The following is a 22674-nucleotide window of genomic DNA, read 5'->3' on the forward strand; positions in this document are numbered from 1 at the left end:
ACGGGATGAAGGGATAGGGTGCCCCCGTGTTGAGCAGTTCGGTGGCCACGACGCGCGTGCTGACCCCCGCAGACCTTCCCGCTGCCCTCGAGGTGCTGGACCGCGACCCGATCGAGAACGCCTTCGTCGCCGCGCGCGTCAACGTCGCCGGGCTGGACCCGTGGCGGCTCGGCGGCGAGATGTGGGGCTGGTTCGAGAACGGCCGGCTGGACGCGCTCTGCTACGCCGGCGCCAACCTGGTGCCGCTCAGCGCCTCGTCCGCCGCGGTCAAGGCCTTCGCCGAGCGGGCCCGCCGTCAGGGACGGCGCTGCTCGTCCATCGTCGGCGCCGCCGAGGCCACCGCCGAGCTCTGGTCGCTGCTCGAACCGCACTGGGGTTCCGCCCGCGAGCTCCGCCCCCGTCAGCCGCTGATGGCCACCTGGGAACCGTCCCAGGAGATCGCCGCCGACCCGCACGTCCGCCGGGTGCGCCGGGACGAGATGGACAAGCTGCTGCCCGCCTGCGTCGCGATGTTCACCGAGGAGGTCGGCGTCTCCCCGCTGGCCGGTGACGGCGGCCTGCTCTACCGCGCGCGGGTTGCCGAACTCGTCACCAACGGACGGGCGTTCGCGCGCTTCGAGGGTGACCGCGTGGTCTTCAAGGCGGAGATCGGCGCGGCCACCGACCGCGCCTGCCAGGTCCAGGGTGTCTGGGTCGCACCGGAGTTCCGCGGCCGCGGGCACTCCGAGAGCGGCATGGCCACCGTGGTCGAGTACGCGCTGCGCGAGGTCGCGCCGGTGGTCAGCCTCTACGTCAACGACTTCAACGTCGTCGCGCGGGCCGCGTACCGCCGGGTGGGCTTCACCGAGATCGGCGCCTTCATGAGCGTGCTGTTCTGATCCCGGACATGGATGGCTGATCGTCGGCCCGAGGCGATAGCGTCCGCGTATGGACGATGTCACGATCGAACCGATCGATCTCGCCACCAGGGCGTCCGCGGCGCTCGATGTCCAGGCCGCCGCCTTCGGCCTGACCCCGGACGAGCTGGCGGTGCGGCTGCAGATCGTCCTGCGTCACGCGGAGGTGCCGGGCGTCCGCGCCTTCGGGGCGCTGCACGGGGACGAGCTGGTCGGCTTCGGCTACGGCATGCCCAACAACCGTGAGCACTGGTGGAGTTCGGTCATCGAGCCGTACCTCGCCGCCAACGGCAACGAGGGCTGGCTGGACGACGCCTTCTCGGTCACCGAACTGCACGTCCATCCGCGCCACCAGGGCAAGGGGTTGGGACGTGCACTGATCACGATGCTCTGCGGGGCCAGTCCGCTGCCGCGGACGATCCTCTCCGCCGTCGACCGGGAGACGCCCGCGCGCGGGCTGTACCGCTCGCTCGGCTACCAGGACCTGGCCCGGCGGGTGATGTTCCCCAACACGCCGCTCCCGTACGCGGTGATGGGCGCGCCGCTGCCATTCCCGCCGGTCAGGAGCGCTCGTCGGGTTCGTCTGCCTTGGCGCGCCTAGCCTCCCTGAGCTGCTCGGTCACCACCGAGAGCCGGAACATCGCCAGCACCAGCGCGGCGGCCAGGAAGCTGCCGAGCGGACCGTAGAAGATCACGTCGTACTGGCCGCGCATCCAGGCGGTCAGCGCCGCCAGACCGGGCACCCCGAGCAGCACCAGCAGCGGCCACCGTCCAGGGACCACCAGGGCAGCGGCCGCCGCGAGCAAGGGGAAGAGCAGGAACCCGTGCGTCAGCGACCCGGCGAGGGCACCGGTCACCGGCACCAGCAGCGCGGCGAAGACCATCGGCAGCCGGGCGTGGTGCAGGCGCGGGCGCAGCGCGGTCACGACGGTGGCGCAGTACAGGAAGGCGAAGATCCCGAGTCCCAGCAGCGCGAACGACGGCCGGGGGTAACCCCCGTGGAGCACGTCTGAGTAGAGCGGGACCAGCACCAGCAGCACCCAGGGCAACAGCAGGTAGGGGCTGAAGTGCCAGGCCCGCTCGATCTCCTCGTCGGTCAGCCGTCGGCGGCGTGGCGGCACTGCCACAGGTACATCACTCCGGACTCGGTAACGGGCGGTTGATCAGGTGATCGTTCGGTCGGTCGTTCAGTAGATCGTTCGACCGGAACGGTCGCAGTCGATGGGGATCAGATCATGGCAGCGAATTCCAGGTAGAGCGAGGCATGCTGGGTGTCGCCCACGTCCAGGCTCCACAGCCCCGCTTCGACGGTGCGGAAGAGGGTCCAGCCGCGCAGCCGGTCCCGGTCCACGGCGGCGTCGTCGGCCAGCCGGTGGAGGCGGCGACGGGCGGCGGCCTCCGGCCCGGGGGAGCCGGCCAGCGTCTCCAGTCGGTCCTGGACCAGCCAGGCCAGGTCGTAGGCGCGCTCGCCCACCAACGGCTTGGGATCGATGGCCAACCAGGGGGAGCGTTCCGCGGCCAGGACGTTGCCGTGGTGGTAGTCGCCGTGCAGCAGCAGCCGCTCGTCGCGGGTGGTCGCGTCGGCCAGCAGTGCGGCGGACAGCTCCAACGCCTCGTCCACCAGCGGAAGCAGCTCCGCCGCGGCGGGCAGATCGCGACGCCGGGCGAGCGCCTCGCGCAGCCCCTGCACGTAGTCGGCAACAAGCGTGAAGTCGTGCTGCTCCGGGGGCGCGACCCAGAGCAGCCGCAGCGCGCCCAGCGCCTCCAGCATGGCCTTGCCCTCCGGCAGCGAGAGCAGTGGCACCTCGCTGTTGAGGCGCTCCAGCAGCAGGGTGCCGTCCTCCGGTGCGGACTCCAAAAGGCGGACCGCGCCGTGACCGTCCCAGTGCGTCAGCGCGGCGTGCTCCTGGGCGCCCTCGGGGTGCGGGTAGCCGATCTTCAGCGCGGCCGGTGTTCCGTCGGCACGGCGGACCAGCAGCACCAGGCTGATCTGGCCGCCGGGCTCGCACACGCGCTCCAGCACGAGGTCCCACCGCGCGAGGCTCTCGGCGGCGAGCCGGGGGAGCGCGGTCAGCCACGCCTCTCCGGCGCCGTCGGTCCAGCGCCTGACGGTGTCCTGGAGCCGGGCGGGGATACGGAAGCCTGGTGCCGTCATGCTCGCCCTTCTTCGGTGATCGTGCCGTTTCCCATTGTCGACCATGCTGCGCGGCTCCCGGCATCTGCCCCGGACAACAAGCCGGCCACGGCAGTCCGGGCAGTCCGCACAGGTCCGAGAGCCCGGGCGGGCCTCAGGCCGAGGAGGCCGGGTCCGGGAGGCCGGGGAAGGCCGTCGGCGTCCCGCCCCAGGAGAGGCTGCGCAACGCGGCGGCCCGCAGCTCGGTGGCGGCCTCGCTTCGCGGCGCGCCCGTCGCGGCCTGCACACCGTTGGCGTACACCGCGGCCAGGCGCGTCTCCAGCAGGGTGGCCAGCCGGCGGGCGGATCCGGCATCCGTGACGTCGAACGGCAGCAGGTAGGCCGCCGCCGCGGCCTGGGGGCGCGCCCCCGCCGCCGTGATCCGGGCGGACAGGGCGTCCCTGTGGGCGCGGTGCAGGTCGAAGTCGGTCGAAGCCAGGCCCCGGTCGGAGCCGCTGAGCTGCGCCCCTATCACTCCGTAGCCGTAGACGGCGGCGTCCTCCGCGCCGAGCGCGGCCTGGAGCGAGCTGAGCTCGGCGGCGCTGGGACGGGTGGGGGCCGAGGCCGACGTCGGATCCGAGGCGGCGGGCGCCTGTGCGCCGAGCACCACCGCGCGCTGCGCCGCACCCGCCGACACCGACGCGAGCAGCCGCGCCAACGCGGGCGAGACCGCGAGCAGTTCCGTGGCGCACAGGGTGGCCAGCGCCGACTCCCGCGCAGCGAGCACCGCGTTGCCGACCGGAGCGGCCGACGCCGACGTCGCGGAGGCGGAGGCCCGTGCCGAAGGGCTCGCGCCGATGGTCGCCTGCGCGCTCGCTGCCGCCGACGCCGTTGCCATCGCCTTCGCGGCTCCCGTGGTTCCAGGGGCTCCCGCCGCCCGGGCCGCGCCCGGATCCACCGCGGTCAGCTCCGCCACCAGCAGCCGTTGCAGGTCCGGAGTCTCCTCGCGGGAGTTCTCGTAGCCCGTCACCAGCGCCGTCATCGCCGTGCCCACGCGACGCCGGGCCGCCGTGTCCGGGTCGACGGCGGTCGCCGATGCGCCGGAGTGCCCCGTCGTGCCCCCGCACGCGGTGAGAACGGTGAGCAGCCCGGCCGAGAGCAGGCTGCGGCGGCGAAGGAGAACGGCCATGAGCAGGGACGTTACCGTGTGCGCCGGGCACGTGGGAGTCACGCGGTGATTTGTGCCGAATCGGCGCGCGCACGGCCGACCGGATAGGCTATGGGCGCACTTAGACCTTCCGACAACAGCAGACGCGGCCGAGGAGTAACCCGGATGAGCACCACCCAGAACGATCGGCTGCACGAGCTGCTGGAGCCGCTCGCCGCCAAGGCGGGCGCCGATCTGGAGGAGGTCAGGCTCGGCAAGGTCGGCGGACGCCGCGTGCTGGAGGTCGTCGTCGACGCCGACGGCGGCGTGGACCTGGACGCCGTGGCCGAGCTCAGCCGGGTCTTCGGCGAGGCGCTGGACGCCTCCGACCTGATGGGCGACGGCGAGTACCGGCTGGAGGTCGGCTCCCCGGGTGTCGACCGTCCCCTGACGCAGCCGCGCCACTGGCGGCGTGCCACGACGCGCCTGGTCAAGGTGCAGCTCACCACGGGTGCCGAGGTGACCGGCCGGGTGCTGGAGTCGGACGACGAGGGCGTGCTGCTGGAGATCCCGCCGGTCAAGGGCCGGGGCAAGGCCACCGAGCGCCGTCTCGCCTTCACCGAGGTCGCCAAGGCCCGGGTGCAGATCGAGTTCAACCGCAAGGACTCGGCTGCCGATGAAGACTTTGTGGACGAAGACGCTGCGGACGTCGACGGAATCGACGACGCCGAAGACATTGACGACACCGAGGACGACGCCTCCGACGAGGCGTGAACGAAGAGAACTGAAGAGAGAAGAGGAGGCGTAGCGATGGACATCGACATGAGCGCCCTGCGCGGGCTTGTCCGCGAACGTGAGATCAACTTCGATCTGCTGGTCCAGGCGATCGAGTCGGCCCTCCTCATTGCGTACCACCGCACTGAGGGTTCGCGGTCCAAGGCCCGCGTCGAGCTGAACCGTGAGAACGGCCATGTCACGGTCTGGGCCACCGAGGACCCCGACGAGGTCGAGGAGGGGTCGACCCCCCGCGAGTTCGACGACACCCCGACCGGCTTCGGCCGGATCGCGGCCAGCACCGCCAAGCAGGTGATCCTCCAGCGTCTGCGCGACGCCGAGGAGGAGGTCACCTTCGGCGAGTACGCCGGGCGTGAGGGCGACATCGTCACCGGTGTGGTCCAGCAGGGCAAGGACCCGAAGAACGTGCTGGTCGACATCGGCAAGATCGAGGCGATCCTGCCCGCCCAGGAGCAGGTCCCGAACGAGGAGTACCAGCACGGGCTGCGGCTCAAGTGCTACGTCGTCTCGGTCAAGAAGGGCGTCCGCGGCCCGTCCGTCACGCTCTCGCGGACCCACCCCAACCTGGTGAAGAAGCTCTTCGCGCTGGAGGTCCCGGAGATCGCCGACGGCAGCGTCGAGATCGCCGCGATCGCGCGCGAGGCCGGTCACCGCAGCAAGATCGCGGTCTGGACCGACAAGCCCGGACTCAACGCCAAGGGCGCCTGCATCGGCCCGATGGGCGGCCGGGTGCGCCAGGTGATGGGCGAGCTGATGGGCGAGAAGATCGACATCGTCGACTGGTCCGAGGACCCGGCGGAGATGGTTGCCAACGCGCTGTCCCCCGCGCGGGTGACGAAGGTCGAGATCGTCGACTACGACTCCCGTTCGGCCCGGGTCACCGTGCCGGACTACCAGCTCTCGCTGGCCATCGGCAAGGAGGGGCAGAACGCCCGCCTGGCCGCCCGGCTCACCGGATGGCGTATCGACATCCGCCCGGACACCGAGGGCACCGAGGCCGACCAGGCCTGAGCGGAACCCGGGCCGGACGTGATCCGGACATGAGCCGGGCCTGGCCCGGACGTAGCCCGGGAGTGGCTCGGGAGTGACGAAGAGGAGCCGCTCGGTGGCGCAGCGCTCGATCGCCTGCGGATAACCGAGTCGGATCCAAGACCATCAGAGGGGTAGACTTGGACGTGTCTGGCCGGACGCGTACCGCAGCATGCCCGGAACGTACGTGCGTGGGGTGTCGGAAGCGATCGGTCAAGCACGATCTGCTGCGTGTCACGGCGGTGGAGGGCGCATGCGTCCCTGATCCCCGTGGCACGTTGCCCGGTAGGGGCGCGTACCTGCACCCCGAGCCGGGCTGCCTCGCGTCGGCTCTGCGCCGACGGGCGTTCCCGCGGGCGTTCCGCCTGCAGGGACCGCTCGACACCGCCGCACTCGAGCGGTACGTCGAGCAGATCGCCGCCGGGGCGACCGCAGGTGTTCGGTGAAGTGAAGTTGTCAGGTAACAGGTACCTCGCGAAGTCGAAAGTAGGTCGAGATTGCGATGAGCACTCGATGAGTACGCGATGAGTACGAGCATGAAGCAATAGCGACGGTCCGGCGGAGTCCCGGACCAGAAGGAGCGAAGTGGCTAAGGTCCGGGTATACGAACTCGCCAAGGATTTGGGCGTCGAGAGCAAGGTCGTGATGGCCAAGCTCCAGGAGCTCGGTGAGTTCGTCCGTTCGGCGTCGTCGACCATCGAGGCGCCTGTTGTACGCAAGCTGGAGCTTGCGTTCGGTGGTGGCAGTGCCCCCGCCAAGTCCGCGTCGGGTTCCTCCGGGAAGCCCGCCGCGCCCAAGCCGGCCGGTGCAGGCCCGAAGCCGGGCGCTCCGCGCCCCGCCGCGCCGCGTCCGCCGGCCCCCAAGCCCGCTGCGGCTGCGCCGCGTCCGGCCGCTGCCGCGGAGGCGCCCGCCGCCCCGGCCGCGCCCGCCGCGCCGCGTCCCGCGGGCGCAACCCCGGGTCCGCGCCCGGCTGCCCCGCGCCCCGTCGCGCCGGCCGCCGAGTTCTCGGCCCCGGCTCCGGCCCAGCCGGAGACCCCCTCCGCGCCCGTGCCTCCGCGTCCCTCCGGGAACGCGCCGCGTCCGGGTGCCCCGCGTCCGGCCACGCCGGGTGCCCGCCCGTCCGGTCCGCGTCCGGGCAACAACCCGTTCACGTCCAGCAACACCGGCATGGCCCGCCCCGGCGCTCCGCGTCCGGGTGGGGCTCCGGGTGGCGAGCGTGGCGACCGTCCGCGTCCGGGTGCTCCGCGTCCGGGCGGTGCTCCGGGTGGCGAGCGCGGTGACCGCGGTCCCCGTCCCGGTGGCGCTCCGCGTCCCGGCGCTCCCGGCGCCGGCGAGCGTGGCGACCGTGGGCCCCGCCCCGGTGGCGCCGGTGCCCCCGGTGGGATGCCGCGTCCGCAGGGCGCTCCGCGTCCCGGTGGGCCGAGCCCGTCCGGCATGCCGCGTCCGAACCCGGGCATGATGCCGCAGCGTCCGGCCAGCGGTCCGCGTCCGGGCCCCGGCGGTGCCGGTCGTCCGGGTGGTCCCGGCGGTCGTCCCGGCGGTGCCGGCGGCGGTCGTCCCGGCTTCCAGGGTCGTCCGGCCGGTCCGGGCGCTCGTCCGGCCGGTGGCGGCGGCTTCGGCGGCCCGCGTCCCGGTGGTGGCGGCGGCGGTGGCTTCGGCGGCGCCCGTCCGGGTGGTGGCGGCGGCTTCGGCGGTCGTCCCGGCGGTCCGGGTGCCCGTGGTGGCACGCAGGGCGCCTTCGGCCGTGGCCCCGGTGGCCGTCCGGCCCGTGGCCGTAAGTCGAAGCGTGCGAAGCGCCAGGAGTACGAGGCCATGCAGGCCCCGTCCATCGGCGGTGTCATGCTGCCGAAGGGTCACGGCGAGACCGTGCGCCTCTCGCGCGGCGCGTCGCTGACGGACTTCGCGGACAAGATCAACGCCAACCCGGCGGCCCTGGTCTCCGTGATGTTCAACCTCGGCGAGATGGTCACCGCGACCCAGTCGGTCTCCGACGAGACGCTGCAGCTGCTCGCCGGTGAGATGGGCTTCACGCTGGAGATCGTCAGCCGTGACGACGAGGACCGCGAGCTGCTCGAGTCCTTCGACATCGACTTCGGCGAGAACGAGGGCGGCGAGGACGAGCTCCGTCCGCGTCCGCCGGTCGTGACCGTCATGGGTCACGTCGACCACGGTAAGACCCGCCTGCTCGACGCGATCCGCAAGAGCAACGTGGTCGCGGGCGAGGCCGGTGGCATCACCCAGCACATCGGTGCCTACCAGGTCAACACCGAGGTCAACGGCGAGGAGCGTGCCATCACGTTCCTGGACACCCCGGGTCACGAGGCGTTCACCGCCATGCGTGCCCGTGGTGCCAAGTCCACCGACATCGCGATCCTGGTGGTCGCGGCCAACGACGGTGTCATGCCGCAGACGGTCGAGGCGTTGAACCACGCCAAGGCCGCCGGTGTGCCGATCGTGGTCGCCGTCAACAAGATCGACGTCGAGGGCGCCGACCCGACCAAGGTCCGCGGTCAGCTGACCGAGTTCGGTCTGGTGGCCGAGGAGTACGGCGGCGACACCATGTTCGTCGACATCTCCGCGCGCCAGGGCCTGAACATCGAGCAGCTGCTGGAGGCCGTGGTCCTGACCGCGGACGCCAGCCTGGACCTCCGGGCCAACCCGGAGCAGGACGCCCAGGGCATCGCGATCGAGGCCCACCTGGACAAGGGTCGCGGCGCCATGGCGACCGTCCTGGTCCAGCGCGGCACCCTGCACGTCGGTGACTCGATCGTGGTCGGCGACAGCTACGGCCGTGTCCGCGCCATGCTCGACGAGAACGGCAACAACCTGCAGGAGGCGGGTCCGTCCCGTCCGGTGCTGCTGCTCGGTCTGACCTCGGTGCCCCGCGCCGGCGACAGCTTCATCGTCGTCGACGAGGACCGCACCGCCCGCCAGATCGCCGAGAAGCGCTCGGCCCGCGACCGCAACGCGATGTTCGCGCGTCGTCCGGTCCGCGTCTCGCTCGAGGACCTGGACAAGGCCATCGCCGCCGGCGGCATCCAGCAGCTCAACCTCATCATCAAGGGTGATGTCTCCGGTTCGGTGGAGGCCCTGGAGGACGCGCTGCTCAAGCTGGACGTGGGCGAGGAGGTCGAGCTCCGCATCCTGCACCGCGGTGTGGGTGCGATCACCGAGTCCGACGTCGACCTGGCCATGGGCTCCGACGCCATCATCCTGGGCTTCAACGTCCGGGCCGAGGGCCGTGCCCGTACGGCGGCGGACCGCGAGGGCGTCGACATCCGCTACTACTCGGTCATCTACCAGGCGATCGAGGAGATCGAGGCGGCGCTCAAGGGCCTGCTCAAGCCGGAGTACGAGGAGGTGCGTCTCGGCTCCGCGGAGATCCGCGAGGTCTTCCGCTCTTCCAAGTTCGGCAACATCGCCGGTGTCCTGGTCCGCGAGGGTCTCATCCGGCGCAACGCCAAGGCTCGCCTCATCCGCGACGGCAAGGTCGTGGTGGAGAACCTCACCATCGAGGGTCTGCGTCGTTTCAAGGACGACGCGACCGAGGTCCGCGAGGGCTTCGAGGCCGGTGTCACCCTGGGGTCGTACAACGACATCAAGGTCGAGGACACCATCGAGACCTACGAGATGCGGGAGAAGCCGCGCGCGTGAGCGTCTGACGTGCGTGACTGACTGAGCAACGAGCAAGGGGGCCGAAGACGGGCTGAATTCCCGTCGACGGCCCCCTTCTCGCTCGGTACGGTGATCACATCAGCAGTCCCCGGGGCCTCACAGGTCGGCGTGACCTGTCACACATGTTCGTGGGAACTCTTACGTTCGATCTTCTGCTGGGGGATGTTCACTCCCTCAAGGAGAAACGGTCGATCGTACGACCGATCGTGGCCGAACTGCAGCGCAAGTACAGCGTGTGCGCGGCTGAGACCGGTAATCAGGAGCTGCATCGCCGGGCCGAGATCGGCCTGGCCGTGGTGTCCGGCGAATCGTCCTACGTCGTCGACATCCTGGACAGCTGCGAGCGGCTCGTCTCGGGCAGGCCCGAGGTGCAGTTGCTCGCCGCGAGGCGGAGGCTTCGCGATGACGAGGACGAGTAGGACAATCATTCAGGGCATTCAGGACGCCCCTAGGTGGGCGCGTTTGGGTACTGTGCGTCGGTGCCCACAGCACGAGGAGGACCAGTGACCGACACCGCGAGGGCGCGCAAGCTCGCAGACCGCATCCGGGTGGTCGTCGCGGAGACCCTGCAGCGGCGGATCAAGGATCCCCGCCTGGGCTTCGTCACCATCACCGACGCCCGGGTCACCGGTGACCTGCGCGAGGCCACCGTCTTCTACACCGTCCACGGCGACGAGACCGAGCGCGAGGCCTCGGCCGCCGCGCTGGAGAGCGCCAAGGGCGTGCTCCGCTCCACCGTCGGCCGGGAGACCGGGGTGCGGTTCACCCCGTCGCTCACCTTCGTTCTGGACGCCGTCCCGGACACCGCCCGCCACCTGGACGACCTGCTCGTCCGCGCGCGGGCCCAGGACGCCGAGGTGCGCAGCGTCGCCGTCGGCAAGTCCTTCGCCGGTGACGCGGACCCGTACCGCAAGCCCGGTGAGGAAGACGACGAGGACCTCGACGCCGCCGATGCCGAGGACCACGACGGCGACGAGGCAGAGGACGCGTAGCCGTGCTCGGCCGGCAGGAGGACGCGTCGGAGGCGCCCACCGCGCAGGTGGGCGCCTCCGCGCTGCCCGCGCACGCCCTCCCGGCGCCGCGCGCCGAGCTGCGCCGACCGGACGATCAGGACTGGCAGTCGGTGATCGATGCGATCACCGAGGCCCGATCGATCGATCTGGTCGCTCATGTGCTCCCCGACGGGGACGCGTTGGGCTCGGCCCTGGCGATGGGTCTCGCGCTGCGGCAGCGCGGCGTCCGGGCACGGGTCTCCTTCGGTGACGATCCGCAGGTGGTGCCCGCGTCGCTCGGGTTCCTGCCCGGTCAGGAGCTGATCGTCCCGGTCTCCGAGGTGCCTGACCGGCCCGACCTGATGATCACATTCGACGTCGCCGACCCGCGCCGCCTCGGCCTGCTCCAGGGCAAGGCGGAGTCCGCCCGGATGCTGGTGGTGATCGACCACCACGCGTCCAACGGCGGTTTCGGACGGCGTCGGCTGATCGACCCGCTCGCGCCGGCCACCGCCGTGCTGGTCGACGAACTGCTGCGCCGGCTCGGCGTTCCGCTCGACCGGTCGATCGCCACCTGCCTCTACGCCGGGGTCGCCAGCGACACCGGTTCCTTCCGCTACTCCGCGACCACCCCCGCGACGCACGAGTTCGCCGCCCGACTGCTGGCCACCGGCGTGCCGCACGACGTGATCTCGCGTCGGCTCTGGGACACCCAGTCGTTCGGCTACCTCAAGGTGCTGGCCGCCGCCCTCGAGCGGGCCCGGCTCGAACCCGAGGCGGCGGGCGGCCTGGGCCTCGTCTGGACCTGGGTCCCCTGGGCCGACCTGGTCGCCCACGGCGTGCCGCCGGAGGAGATCGAGGGCCTGATCGACGTGGTCCGCAAGGCCGCCGAGGCCGAGGTCACCCTGGTCCTCAAGGAGGACCCGGACGGCAGCCTGCGCGGCTCGACCCGCGCCAACGGCGCCGTCGACGTCGCCGCGGCCTGCGCCGCGCTGGGCGGCGGCGGCCACGCCTACGCGGCCGGTTTCGGCTCCCGTATCGGCGTGCCGGCGACGGTGGCGGCCTTCCGCGAGGCGCTCACCGCGCTGGGCGGGGCCGCGATCGCTGCCCGGACGTCGATCAACTCCATGACTGAAACGAAAGATTGATCACCTCTTGAAGCGCAAGGGCACCGGCCCCGACGGTCTGATCATCGTCGACAAGCCCGCCGGGATCACCTCCCACACCGTTGTCGCCCGCGTCCGGCGTCTCGCTGGCACCCGCAAGGTCGGCCACGCCGGAACGCTCGACCCCATGGCCACCGGCGTCCTGGTCGTCGGCAGCGAGCGGGCGACCCGCCTGCTCGGCCACCTGGCCCTGACGACCAAGACCTACGAGGCCACCATCCGCCTCGGCCAGGCCACGGTCACCGACGACGCCGAGGGTGAGGTCACCGCCTCCGTGGCGGTGGACCCCTCGGCGGTCACCGACGCGGCGATCGCGGCGGGCGTCGCGGAGTTGACCGGCGAGATCCAGCAGGTGCCGTCGAAGGTCAGCGCGATCAAGATCGACGGCAAGCGGTCGTACTCGCGGGTCCGCGACGGCGAGGACGTCGAACTGGCCGCCCGCCCGGTCACGGTGTCGCGCTTCGAGGTCCACGCGCGGCGGGACGTCGTCGCGGAGGACGGCACCCCGGTGGTCGACCTGGACGTCACGGTCGACTGCTCCTCCGGTACGTACATCCGGGCTCTGGCCCGCGACCTCGGCTCCGCGCTGGGCGTCGGCGGCCATCTGACCGCGTTGCGGCGAACCCGGGTGGGCGCGTACGGGATCGACACCGCGTACACGCTGGAGCAGTTGGAGGAGTCCTTCGCCGACCGCGTCCTGCCCATCGCGGACGCTGCTGCGGCGGCGTTCCGCCGCTGGGACGTGAACGAGGAGCAGGCCCGGTTGCTGACGCACGGCGTCCGCGTCGACGCCCCGGGGCTGGGCGGCGACGACCCGATCGCGGTCTTCGACCCGGAGGGTCGGTTCCTGGCACTGATCGAGGAACGGGGCGGGAAGGCGATCTCGCTCGCCGTTTTCGTCTGATCACTTCTGCAGTGGGGGACGTTGCAGGGCCATCCGGTGGGGTACCCCCGGCCGAAGGCTGGGGGAGGGTGGTTGCTCGCGCGGTTCCCCGCGCCCCTGGGAAGTGCAACGTCCCCTCGCGCCTGAATCTTCTTCTCGCACTCAAACCTTCTTCCCTCCCACGGGCGAGCGCGCGGCGCGCGGTGGGGGCGGACGGGTGGGTGACGCGCAGGTGGTGACCTGACGCGGGCAGCTTCACGGATGACGCGGTGGGCGACATCCGGGAGGCGCTGTGGGGCCGGGGCTGGTGCAGGTGGGGGATCTGCGGGGCGGTCCGCGAGGACTCGCGTTCGGCGCGGACCGGGACGGGACGCTGCTCACGGCGCACGAGGTGGTCGACGGCCTGACCGGCGTCACCCTCGTGTACCCGGGCGGCACCACGGTGCGGGTCCGCGCGGAGCGGATCGTGCCGTTGCCGGCGCACGGGCTGGCGTTGATCCGGGCGGACCGGTCGCCGCCCGGCGGCCCCTGGCCGCTCGCCGACGGGCACGGAACGCGCCTGGTGACCCTGCCCGGGCTGGCGCCCGCGCTGTCCGGCGGGATCTCCGGACTGGTGACCGCACGTTACGAGTCGTCCGAACGGTTCTGGCTGGTCCCCGACATCTGGCTGCTCGGCGTCGAGCAGGCTCCCTACGGACTGCCCGTGCAGGCAGCGGGCGCGCCCGTCGTCGACGCGGAGACGGGCGCGGCGGTGGGCGTCGCGACTGCCGCGCTGCGTACACGACGTCGGGGCGCGGTGCTCGCCGTGCCGCTCGGGACGGTCGTGCACGAGCCGGTCGTGGCGGACCTGCTGGCGCGGAACGCGGAGAGCGTGCCCGCGCACGGACGGGCGCTCAACCTGGCCGGGGTGCTGCAGCTGACCACCGCGACGCTCGGGACGGCGGTGGCCGAGGCAGGGGAAGGGCGGGTGCCGCGTCCCGTGGGGCTGCCGGAGTCCGCGGAGGGGTGGGACCCGGTCCGGCCGGTGCTCGCGCTGGTCGGCGAGACCGGCAGCGGGCGGACCACGGAGTTGGCCGCGCTCGCCCTGCGGCGGAGCCGGGCGGCGTACCGGCTGCCGACCGTCTGGTTGCGCGGCGCGGATCTGGCCGCGGGCGACGCCAGTGTGATCGATGCGATCGATCGATCGTTGCGCCGTGCTCATTCGATCCTCGACTGCCCTGCCGCCGCGCCGCTCGGAGGCCAGGTGGCGCGTGTCGCGGCGGGTGCCCGGCGACCGCTGTTGGTGGTTCTGGACGGCCCCGAGGAGGCTCCGCCGGAGCTGCTGGCCCGATGGAGGGCCTGGTGCGCAGAGTCGGTACGTCGGCTGCGGCGGGTCGACGCCCGGCTGGCGCTCGGCTGCCTGCCGGAGTTCTGGGAGGGGATGGGCCCGGCGTTCGGGCCGGACGACGTCCACAGTTGCTGGTCGCTCGGGCCGCTGGACGCCGTCACGGCGACCGTGGTGGCGGACCGGCATGGACTCGGCGGGCTGTTCCCAGCTGTGCCGACCGATCCGCTGCGCCTGCGTCTGCTAGCCGAACTATGCAGCGCCTGCCCGGAGTTGGCGCTGCCGGAAGACGGGCCGCCCACGCGGGCGGAACTGCTGGCGGCGCGCCTCGACCTCGCCTGCCTGCGGGTCGCCGAGGCACTGGGAGCCGATCGAACGGCAGGCAGGCGCGGGCGACTTGCGGCAGTCCAGCGCGTCGCCGCGACGGTCGCCGGACGCTGCCACGAGGCGGCCCGGCTGATGCTCTCCGCCGCTGACGGCGGGCTGGCCGCGGCCGATTTCGACGCGCTCTTCCCCTGGGAGGGCGGCTGGGCCCAGGCGGTGCTGGACGAGGGCCTGCTGGTGGCGGCGGGGACGGGCTACCGATTCGCCCTCGGCGCGATGGGGGAGTGGCTGCAGAGCGCCCACCTCGACCTCTCCTCGGCCCTGGGACTGGTCCTCGCCGACCCCGGCCCCTCGGTCGACCGATCCGAGTCTGCGCGGCCGGTCCAGGCCGTCCAGCCGGTCCAGCCGGTGCAACCCGTCCGGCCCGTTGTGCCCGTCCCGCCGGAGGCCGCCGGGCCCGCCGAGCGGGAGGCGTTCGCGGGGCGTCGGGTGGGCGCGCACCGGCGCGGAGGGCCGCGCGGCTGGGCGCCACCGGTACCCCGGCCGGGGCCGTCGGGTCCGCCTCGCAAGCCCGGCGTTCCTGGCGCTCCCGCTGTTCCCGGCGCTCCCGCGCCCGTGCCGCCGGCCTCCGTCCCCGGCCCGAGGGCGGCCGACGTGACCACGGCCCCGGGCGGTAGCCGCGGCCGTGCGGCGCGTGGTGGCGCGGTCGCGCGCTGGCGGATCGGCGTGCTGCGGGAGGCGCTGGTCGGCCTCGCCGCCGGGGTGGACCCGAGTGCCGTCGAGCCCGCGCTCGCGCGGCTGGTGCGGCGGCTGGACGGCCCGGATGCCGCAGCGTGGGGCTCGGAGCCCCGCTGGTGGGCCGAACGGCTGCTGACCGGGACCCTGGAGCGGGTGCCGGACGCCGGGCCGCACAGGGCGCTGCTGCGGTCCCTGGCGGAGCGCCTCGCCTTCCGGCCGGAGGCTGGGCCTTTTGTGCCGTGGGAGTTCTGGGAGCGCGTCCCGTTGTCGGTCGAGGACCGGATGGACGTGCTGCGGCTGCTGGCGCGCAGCCCTGCGCCCGAGCCCCGGGCGCTGGTCGGACGACTGCTCGCGGCGCGGCCCTCGGTCGCGTTCCCGGCGCTCTGCCGCTGGCTGGAGGACGACCGGGTCGCCGCAACCGCCGCCGTGCTGCTGTTGGAGCATCGCGGGTCGGGCCTCGACGAGCTAGCGGAGGCGCTGGTCGAGGCGGCGCAGCCGCGTGCGGACGCGCTGCTGCGGGAGCTGGCCGAGCGGGAGCCGTCGGCACTCTGCCGAGCGATCGATCGTTGGGCCCACGATCCGCGACCGGAACGACAGGTCGCGGCGGCATTCGTGCTCGGATCCGCTCATCCGAAAGCAGAGGCTGATCGATCGCTCGTCCGCTTCGCCGCCGAGGCCTTGCTCGCTCGGCCCGAGGCCGAAGCGCTGCACGGGGCGGCGCTGACCGCGCTGGTCCGTGACCCGCTCTCCCGGCCGCGCCATCTGCGGACGGCACTGGCCCGCTACGTCGAAGCCGATCCGCTGCTGCGCGCCGCCGCGCTCACACCCGCGCTGGAGAGCGACCCCGTGCACGTCCTGGCCGGGTACGCGGCGAGGCTCCAAGAGCCCGGAGAGGAGACGGCAGCGGTGCTCCGGGCGCTCGCGGCCACCCCGGCACCGCATGCCCGCGCAGCCGCCGCGGAGCTGGTCCACGAGCACCTGCGGCGGCGGCCCGAGAGCGCGCTCCAGGTGGCGGGATGGCTGCGCGCCCGCTTGGCGCACGGCCCCGGCGAGCGCGAGACGCTGCGCGCCTTCGTCTCCGGCCTCGTCGCCGAGCAGCCGGAGCACGTCCGACGGGTCTTCGCCGGGGCGCTGCGCGATGCGGAGGGGCCGCTGGCGGCCGAACTGCGCGGACTGCTGGAGACCTCGTGGGGCACCGAGCCCGGGACGCAGCCCGGGACTGTGCCCGCGGTGCCGTCGGAGGCTGGTGCGACGAGCGGTGTGACGAGTCCGATGAGATCTCAGCACCACGCGCATGGCAAGGTATAGGGGGTTGTAACCACTTGGGCCTGCGCCCCGAGCAGGTCTGGACGCAGGACGGACGAGGAGCGGTCAGAGTGCAGCGCTGGCGTGGCCTGACGGAAGTGCCGGAGGACTGGGGACGCAGCGTCGTCACCATCGGGTCCTTCGACGGGGTGCACCGGGCCCACCAACGGATCATCGGCCACGCCGTGGACCGTGCCCGCGAGCTGGGCGCGCGCTGCGTCGTGGTCACCTTCGACCCGCACCCGAGCGAGGTCGTCCGCCCCGGCAGCCACCCGGCGCTGCTGGCCCCGTACCACCGGCGTGCCGAGCTGATGGGCGAGCTGGGCGTGGACGCAGTCCTGGTACTGCCTTTCACCGCGGCCTTCTCGCAGGTCTCCGCCGAGGACTTCGTGCGGCAGGTGCTGGTCGACGGCCTGCACGCGGCCGCGGTCGTCGAGGGCCCCAACTTCCGCTTCGGACACCGGGCGATGGGCAACGTCGAGCTCCTCGCCGAGCTGGGCGAGCGGTTCGGCTTCTCCGTCGACGTGCTCGACCTGCAGATCAGCGGCCAGGCCGGAGGCGGCGCGCCGTTCTCCTCGACGCTGGCCCGACGCCTGGTCGCCGAGGGCGACATGACGGGCGTGGCCGAGGTGCTGGGCCGCCCGCACCGGGTGGAGGGCACCGTCGTCCGCGGCGCGCAGCGCGGACGCGAACTCGGCTACCCGACCGCCAACGTGGCCACGCTCCCGCACACCGCGGTGCCCGCGGACGGCGTCTACGCGGGCTGGCTGACGGTGGATCAGGAGCGGATGCCCGCAGCGATCTCGGTTGGCACCAATCCCACCTTCGACGGGACCGAGCGCACGGTCGAGGCCTACGCCATCGACCGCGTCGGCCTGGACCTCTACGGGCTGCACGTCGCCGTCGACTTCCTCGCCTACCTGCGCGGTATGGAGAAGTTCGACTCCATCGAGGCGCTGCTCGACCGGATGGCCGACGACGTCAAGCGCGCACGGGAGCTGACCGACGGCGCCTGAGCGATCGTCACCACCCCACGACGGAGGGCCCGCACCGATGATCGGTGCGGGCCCTCCGTCACTGCTCCGTGCCTACATGCCTACTGTTGCGGCGGGTAGCCGTAGCCCCACTGCTGCCGGGGGTCGTGCTGCGGCGGCTGACCGGGCGCACCCGGTGCCTGACCCTGCTGCGGCGGCGCCGGGGGCTGCTGCGGCTGACGCGGGTCGTACCCCTGCTGCTGACCGGGGTACGGGTACTGCTGCTGACGCGGGTCGTACGGCTGCTGCGGCGGGCCCTGCGGGGGCTGACCCGGGTAGCCCTGCTCACCGGGAGCCCCCGGACCACCCGGGCCGCCGGGCATCTGGCCGGGCTGCTGGCCCCAGCCGAGCGCCTGCGGCTGGATCCGGGCGAAGTCGGAGGCGACCATGGCGGCGAGGTGGAAGTACGCCTCGCGGGTCTTGGGCTTCATCCGGTTCAGGTCCACCTCGGCGCCGGCCGCCAGGTGCTCGTCGAACGGCACCACCACGACGCCGCGGCAGCGGGTCTGGAAGTGCGCCACGATGTCGTCGATCTTGATCATCTTCGACGTCTCGCGGACCCCGGAGACCACCGTGATGCTGCGCTGGACCAGGTCCGCGTAGCCGTGGGCGGTCAGCCAGTCGAGCGTGGTGCTGGCGCTGCTGGCGCCGTCGACGCTGGGCGTGGAGACGACGATCAACTGGTCGGCGAGGTCGAGCACGCCGCGCATGGCGCTGTAGAGCAGGCCGGTGCCGGAGTCGGTCAGGATGATCGGGTACTGCTCGCCGAGGAAGCCGATGACGCGGCGGTAGTCCTCGTCGTTGAAGGTCGTCGAGACGGCCGGGTCGACGTCGTTGGCCAGGATCTCCAGACCGCTGCTCGCCTGCGAGGTGTACCGGCGCACGTCCATGTAGCTGCGCAGGTGCGGGATCGCGGTGACCAGGTCGCGGATGGTCGCGCCGGTCTCGCGGCGGACGCGGCGGCCCAGGGTGCCGGCGTCCGGGTTGGCGTCGACGGCGATGACCTTGTCCTGCCGCTCGCTGGCCAGTGTCGAGCCCAGCGCGGTGGTCGTGGTCGTCTTGCCGACGCCGCCCTTGAGGCTGATGACCGCGATCTTGTAGCTGGTCATCACGGGCGTGCGGATCACCGCGAGCTTCTGCTGGCGGTCCGCCTCGGCGGCCTTTCCGCCCAGACGGAACCGGCCGCCGACGTTCTGGCGGCGCTCCGGCGCCTGGTTGCGGATCAGGCGGTCGGACGAGAGCTCCACGGCGGCGGTGTAGCCGAGCGGTGCGCCCTGCGCGACGGGCTGGGCCTGCGGAGCGCCCCACGGCGAGTTCGGCGCCTGGGGCGGACCGGCCTGCGGCGCACCCCACGGGTTCTCGTTCTGGGGCGGCATGCCCTGCTGGTACTGCGGCGGGACCGGCAGCTCACCCGCGGGGGTGGCCGGTCGGTACGGCTGCTGGTCCGCGCTGTACGGGGTCGCGGGCGGCATCGGCGGCTGAGCCGTCGGCTGCCCCGGCTGCGGGGGCATCGGGTAACCCGGCCCGGCGGGCGGGCCGGGGGGAGCGTCGGCCGACGGCGGCCCGAAAGGACCCGGCTGGGGCGGCTGGGGCTGACCCTCCGGTGCGCCCGCAGGCGGGTACCCCGGCCCGGGCACGGGCGACGGCATGCCCGGCGGCGGGCCGAACGGCGGCTGGCCCGGCGGCGGGCCGAACGGCGGCTGGCCCGGAACCGCCGCGTCCGCAGCCGGACCGGCAGGCGGCGCGAAAGGACCTGACGGGATGCCAGGAGCTGACGGGACCCCGCCGTTGGAGGTGTTCTGCGGCGGGCCGGGCAGCGGCTGGGCCGGGGCGCCGGGCGCGGCGGAGTTCTCGGCCGAGGGGGCGTCGGAGGCGTTCTCCGGGCCGTCTGCCGGTGCCGGGGCGGGAGCAGCGGGGCCGGGCGTCGGGCCGAACGCCGCGAGCGCCGGGTCGACGCCGGGCGCACCCGGAGCCGGAGCCGACGGTGCCGGCGTCTGCTCTGCGGGCTTGTCGGGACCCGCCGCCGGGGCGGGCGCCGGAGCGGGCGCCGGAGCGGGCCCGAAGGCTGCCAGCGCCGGGTCGCCGCCCGATGGCTGACCCGTCGGCGGCGCCTGAGGCGTGGGAGGAACCGGGGGAGTCTGAGCTGCCGGAGGAGCTGCGGGGCCGGGCGTCGGGCCGAACGCCGCGAGTGCCGGATCGACGCCGGGCGTACCCGGCGCACCGGGCGCGGGCGGGCCGAAGGGGGTGCCGCTCAGCTGCGGCGGCATGGCGGAGCCGTCCGTCGGCGCGGGCATGGGCGGAACCGGCGCAGGCGGAAAGGGGGCAGGCGCAGGCGGCTGGCCGCCCTGCGGACCGTAGGCCGCGGGGGCCGGGGGCGCGAAGGACTGCTGCTGCGCGCCGGGTTCACCCGAGGGTGCGGGTGCGGGCGCCGGGTATCCGCCCTGCTGGGGGACGGGCGCGGGAGCCTGGCTCCCCACCTGCGGGGCATTCTGCATGTACCAGGCGGGAGGGGTGTAGTCAGGCGCGTCCGACCACTCCTCGTCCTCGTCGGGCGTCTGGTCGCCGACATAGACGCCGTCGCGATCGCTGGTCACTGTGCTCGCCCTCTCGTTTGCCTCGCAGAACCACCAGAGTAATCGGCGGAACCGACGGCTCGGCAGCCCCTCCGCCGGAGCAGGCTCCAGGCAGCGTCCGTCACTCCACCTGACGGTGTCCCGAAGTCGCTCAACACGTCAAGCTCTGTCCACACCTGGTCACGGCCGGGGACCGGCACGGACCTGCCCGGATCCGACGCGGACTCACCGGGGGCCGGAACCACGCCCGTCCGGCGCGGACCCGACGTTCGCCCGAACCCCGTTCACCGTCCCGACGGACCGTCGAAAATCTGTCGAAAGTTCACCCGATGCGCACTGGATCCCCATCGGACGACGCGCTCCGGGCCGGGAACCGCCCCGACCCGGAGGTGGACCGCCACCGTCGGCGGTCCGCTCCGTTCAACCATGCGCGGTCAGCCGCGCGGGCTCAACAACCCGCGTTCGGTCCGCGTGCACCAGCCCGCGTTCGGCCCGCGTCCGGGGGTCAGTCCATGCGTCGTGCCTGGCCCAGCACCTGGGCCTCGGACGGGGTCGGGCCGCCCTGGACGAAGCTCCGGGTGCGGCGGTTGGTCCACAGTGTCACGCCGTCGCCGAGGTTGGGCAGCGCCGCCGCCTCCGCCGCCGGGAGCTGCAGCACCCGGGCGATCAACTCGGCTTCCTGCGGGGCCACTCGCTGCACGCCGACCAGGTCCGCGGAGCCGAGCAGGCGGTCCGCGCCCTCCGCGAGGTAGGGCATCAGCGTCAGCATCGCCTGCCAGGGCGCGGCGGAGAGCCGGGAACGTCCGGGCCGCGGGCCCGCGTCGCGCACGACCAGGACCGGACCGGCGACCGTGGCGCCCTGAGGGCCGAGCCGGCCGATCGGATGCACCGTCATGCACGGCTGGCCGCCGCCCGCCGCCTGGGCCACCGGGCCCCAGGCCTGGCCACGGCCGGTCTCCACGGCGACGCGTGCGCCGGTCGCGGCGGCACGCAGCGCGATCAGCTGGGCCGTCCAGATGCCGCCGACCAGCACCACGTCGTACGGGCGCGGCCGGAAGAGGCTCAGCACGGCCGGTCCGCCGCTGCCGTCCTGGCCGACGACGACGCCGTCGTCGCCGATGGGCAGGCGGACCGAGGACAACTGGTCGAGGGTCAGCACGTGCTGTTCCCGGTGCGGGCCGGGCAGGCCGAAGCCGGCGACGGCGCGCCGGAGGGGGCCCCCGCTGCGGGACGTCGAGTCGGTGACCGGGCCGGACGGGCCCCGGCGGTGCGTGGAAGTGGCCATCAGCGCGTCCCCCCAAGCGGCAGGGTCGCCAGAACGCCCGGCACCTGCTCCAGTTCCAGTCGTACCAGCCCGGCCCCGGCGCTGCGTGCGCGCGTCTCCAACTGCCGTGCGGCTGCGGTCAGTTCGCTCTCGCCACGGGCGATGACGCGGATGTGGCCGCTCAGTGCGACCGCACCGGTCCCGGCCTGGCGCAGGGTCAGCGCGAAGCTGCTGCCCAGCACCGGGGTGCCGGTGAGCAGGTTGACCAGCTCGGGCGTGGTCTGCGGGCCGAGGTGCGGCCACTGGCCGACCCAGTAGGTCCGGTGCCAGCGGTCGTCGCAGCGCCAGGCCTTGGCGGTCTCGGCCGTGCGACGCGCGACCGCTCCGGCGGCGGCCGCCTGGCCCGCGTTCGCGCCACGGCCCTGGGTCGTGGTGACCGGGTTGGGGCAGGTGGCCGTCGCGATCGCCGAGGTGACCTGGGCGGCGTCGAGCACCGTGGCGCGCAGGCCGGTCGCGGAAAGTCGGCTGGCGAGCTGGTCCACGGCGCGCTGGAGCGCCTTGCGGGCGCCGAGCTCGCCGCCGCCGCGGGCCGCCACGGCGGAGCGGCACAGCTCCGGGTCGAGGCGGACGGAGACCCAGGTCATCCGCAGGCCGGGGGTGGTGGCGCCGTGCGGGAGCTCGCGGTAGGCGCGGGAGGCCAGCGCCTGCTCGGGCAGGTGCGGCGCGGGCGCGGGCTGGGCGTACTGGACCAGTTGGACCGAGTCGACCACCACGTCGTCGGCCCGCAGGCCCTCCGCCAGCAGGTCGAGCGGCAGGCTCACGGTGCCCGGAACCGGGCGCAGCGGCCGGTCGGGGGCCTCGATCTGGATCACCGCGCTCAGGAACGTGCCGTCGCCGACCATGCCGATCTCGCGGCGGTCGCGGCGCACCGTGCCGACACCGTCGGCCTCGATGGTGTGCTGCACGACCCGCAGCGCGGGTTCGCACTCCAGCACCGGGGCCAACGCCGGGTCGACGTCCGGGCCCTGAGGGGCCGACGCGGCGCGGCGGGTGCGGTTCTTCAGCGCGGCACGGGCGCGCATCGAGTCGCCGAGCGGCAGGCCGCCGAAGCGCAGCAGCGCCGCGATCAGCAGCAGGACCCCGATCGCTCCGCCGACGATCAGTGCGATCCGGCCGTGCACCCAGCCGATCAGCACGGCCGCGGCGACGGCCTCGACCACGATCAGCTGGGACAGCCGCACCGGACCGAGCAGCCCCGGTCGCGGTCGGATCCGGACGGTGACGTCGCCCGGCGCGTTCTGGGCCGGCGGCGCGGCCTGCGCGCGAGCTGGCGCCGACGGCGCGCGGCGCGAAGCGGTCTGGCTGGGCATCCCCCGAGGCACCCCTTCAGGTCGTCTGCTCCGCACCGCCTCTGGC

Annotated in this window: 18 protein-coding genes; 12 read left to right on the forward strand and 6 right to left on the reverse strand. The window is 73.5% G+C overall.

All coding sequences use genetic code 11. The features are described 5' to 3' along the window. Window positions 1-29 precede the first annotated feature (29 nt). Both I2501_RS38040 and I2501_RS38045 read left to right on the forward strand, forming a co-directional pair. Complete coding sequence (locus I2501_RS38040; protein ID WP_196198711.1) at window positions 30-878, forward strand: GNAT family N-acetyltransferase; 849 nt, start codon at window positions 30-32, stop codon at window positions 876-878. A 49-nt stretch (window positions 879-927) separates the two neighbouring features. Then, window positions 928-1497 carry a GNAT family N-acetyltransferase gene (locus I2501_RS38045; RefSeq protein ID WP_196198679.1) on the forward strand — a complete coding sequence of 190 codons (570 nt, stop codon included), beginning with the start codon at window positions 928-930 and terminating at the stop codon, window positions 1495-1497. Here I2501_RS38045 and I2501_RS38050 read toward each other — a convergent pair. The 3 genes from I2501_RS38050 to I2501_RS40895 form a co-directional block, all read right to left on the reverse strand. Then, the gene (locus I2501_RS38050; RefSeq protein ID WP_196198680.1) at window positions 1457-2023 is read right to left on the reverse strand and encodes a hypothetical protein; all 567 of its coding nucleotides are present in this window, start codon (window positions 2021-2023) and stop codon (window positions 1457-1459) included. The genes I2501_RS38045 and I2501_RS38050 overlap by 41 nt on opposite strands. Before the next feature lie 101 nt (window positions 2024-2124). Further along, a complete protein-coding gene (locus I2501_RS38055; protein ID WP_196198681.1) occupies window positions 2125-3051 on the reverse strand; it encodes an aminoglycoside phosphotransferase family protein in 927 nt (308 codons plus the stop codon). Window positions 3052-3184: 133 nt separating this feature from the next. Next, a complete protein-coding gene (locus I2501_RS40895; protein ID WP_328806890.1) occupies window positions 3185-4198 on the reverse strand; it encodes a ferritin-like domain-containing protein in 1014 nt (337 codons plus the stop codon). A 144-nt stretch (window positions 4199-4342) separates the two neighbouring features. On the opposite strand from I2501_RS40895, the gene rimP reads away from it, so the two are divergent. From rimP to I2501_RS38110, 10 genes are all read left to right on the forward strand, one after another. Then, the gene (rimP, locus tag I2501_RS38065) at window positions 4343-4930 is read left to right on the forward strand and encodes a ribosome maturation factor RimP (RefSeq protein ID WP_196198682.1); all 588 of its coding nucleotides are present in this window, start codon (window positions 4343-4345) and stop codon (window positions 4928-4930) included. 36 nt (window positions 4931-4966) lie between these two features. Continuing rightward, window positions 4967-5962 (forward strand): transcription termination factor NusA, encoded by a 996-nt coding sequence (gene nusA / locus I2501_RS38070; RefSeq protein ID WP_196198683.1) that lies wholly within the window; start codon window positions 4967-4969, stop codon window positions 5960-5962. 164 nt (window positions 5963-6126) lie between these two features. Continuing rightward, complete coding sequence (locus tag I2501_RS38075; RefSeq protein WP_196198684.1) at window positions 6127-6426, forward strand: YlxR family protein; 300 nt, start codon at window positions 6127-6129, stop codon at window positions 6424-6426. Window positions 6427-6565: 139 nt separating this feature from the next. After that, window positions 6566-9634, forward strand: coding sequence for a translation initiation factor IF-2 (infB, locus tag I2501_RS38080; RefSeq protein WP_196198685.1), 3069 nt, complete (start codon window positions 6566-6568; stop codon window positions 9632-9634). A gap of 143 nt (window positions 9635-9777) precedes the next feature. After that, window positions 9778-10074 carry a DUF503 domain-containing protein gene (locus I2501_RS38085; RefSeq protein ID WP_196198686.1) on the forward strand — a complete coding sequence of 99 codons (297 nt, stop codon included), beginning with the start codon at window positions 9778-9780 and terminating at the stop codon, window positions 10072-10074. An 84-nt stretch (window positions 10075-10158) separates the two neighbouring features. Next, window positions 10159-10647, forward strand: coding sequence for a 30S ribosome-binding factor RbfA (rbfA, locus tag I2501_RS38090; protein WP_196198687.1), 489 nt, complete (start codon window positions 10159-10161; stop codon window positions 10645-10647). A gap of 2 nt (window positions 10648-10649) precedes the next feature. Continuing rightward, window positions 10650-11795, forward strand: a complete 1146-nt coding sequence (locus I2501_RS38095; protein ID WP_196198688.1) for a DHH family phosphoesterase — start codon at window positions 10650-10652, stop codon at window positions 11793-11795. A 7-nt stretch (window positions 11796-11802) separates the two neighbouring features. Then, window positions 11803-12717 (forward strand): tRNA pseudouridine(55) synthase TruB, encoded by a 915-nt coding sequence (gene truB / locus I2501_RS38100; protein ID WP_196198689.1) that lies wholly within the window; start codon window positions 11803-11805, stop codon window positions 12715-12717. Between the two features lie 271 nt (window positions 12718-12988). After that, window positions 12989-16390 carry a serine protease gene (locus tag I2501_RS40065; protein WP_196198690.1) on the forward strand — a complete coding sequence of 1134 codons (3402 nt, stop codon included), beginning with the start codon at window positions 12989-12991 and terminating at the stop codon, window positions 16388-16390. 68 nt (window positions 16391-16458) lie between these two features. Then, window positions 16459-17403 carry a bifunctional riboflavin kinase/FAD synthetase gene (locus I2501_RS38110; RefSeq protein WP_196198691.1) on the forward strand — a complete coding sequence of 315 codons (945 nt, stop codon included), beginning with the start codon at window positions 16459-16461 and terminating at the stop codon, window positions 17401-17403. A gap of 80 nt (window positions 17404-17483) precedes the next feature. Here I2501_RS38110 and I2501_RS38115 read toward each other — a convergent pair whose 3' ends face one another. From I2501_RS38115 to eccE, 3 genes are all read right to left on the reverse strand, one after another. Beyond that, window positions 17484-20015 carry a nucleotide-binding protein gene (locus I2501_RS38115; protein ID WP_328806891.1) on the reverse strand — a complete coding sequence of 844 codons (2532 nt, stop codon included), beginning with the start codon at window positions 20013-20015 and terminating at the stop codon, window positions 17484-17486. A 484-nt stretch (window positions 20016-20499) separates the two neighbouring features. Next, window positions 20500-21279 carry a hypothetical protein gene (locus tag I2501_RS38120; RefSeq protein ID WP_236048036.1) on the reverse strand — a complete coding sequence of 260 codons (780 nt, stop codon included), beginning with the start codon at window positions 21277-21279 and terminating at the stop codon, window positions 20500-20502. Continuing rightward, complete coding sequence (eccE, locus tag I2501_RS38125) at window positions 21279-22628, reverse strand: type VII secretion protein EccE (protein ID WP_196198692.1); 1350 nt, start codon at window positions 22626-22628, stop codon at window positions 21279-21281. Before eccE ends, I2501_RS38120 begins: the two co-directional genes overlap by 1 nt. Between the last annotated feature and the right edge of the window lie 46 nt (window positions 22629-22674).

Source organism: Streptacidiphilus fuscans (assembly GCF_015690355.1).
Taxonomy (GTDB): Bacteria; Actinomycetota; Actinomycetes; order Streptomycetales; family Streptomycetaceae; genus Streptacidiphilus; species Streptacidiphilus fuscans.

Coding starts and splice junctions, on each gene's coding strand:
- I2501_RS38045 (WP_196198679.1), top strand. CDS start 928: ATGGACGATGTCACGATCGAACCGATCGATCTCGCCACCAGGGCGTCC.
- I2501_RS38055 (WP_196198681.1), bottom strand. CDS start 3,051: ATGACGGCACCAGGCTTCCGTATCCCCGCCCGGCTCCAGGACACCGTC.
- I2501_RS40895 (WP_328806890.1), bottom strand. CDS start 4,198: ATGGCCGTTCTCCTTCGCCGCCGCAGCCTGCTCTCGGCCGGGCTGCTC.
- rimP (WP_196198682.1), top strand. CDS start 4,343: ATGAGCACCACCCAGAACGATCGGCTGCACGAGCTGCTGGAGCCGCTC.
- nusA (WP_196198683.1), top strand. CDS start 4,967: ATGGACATCGACATGAGCGCCCTGCGCGGGCTTGTCCGCGAACGTGAG.
- I2501_RS38085 (WP_196198686.1), top strand. CDS start 9,778: ATGTTCGTGGGAACTCTTACGTTCGATCTTCTGCTGGGGGATGTTCAC.
- I2501_RS38120 (WP_236048036.1), bottom strand. CDS start 21,279: ATGGCCACTTCCACGCACCGCCGGGGCCCGTCCGGCCCGGTCACCGAC.
- eccE (WP_196198692.1), bottom strand. CDS start 22,628: ATGCCCAGCCAGACCGCTTCGCGCCGCGCGCCGTCGGCGCCAGCTCGC.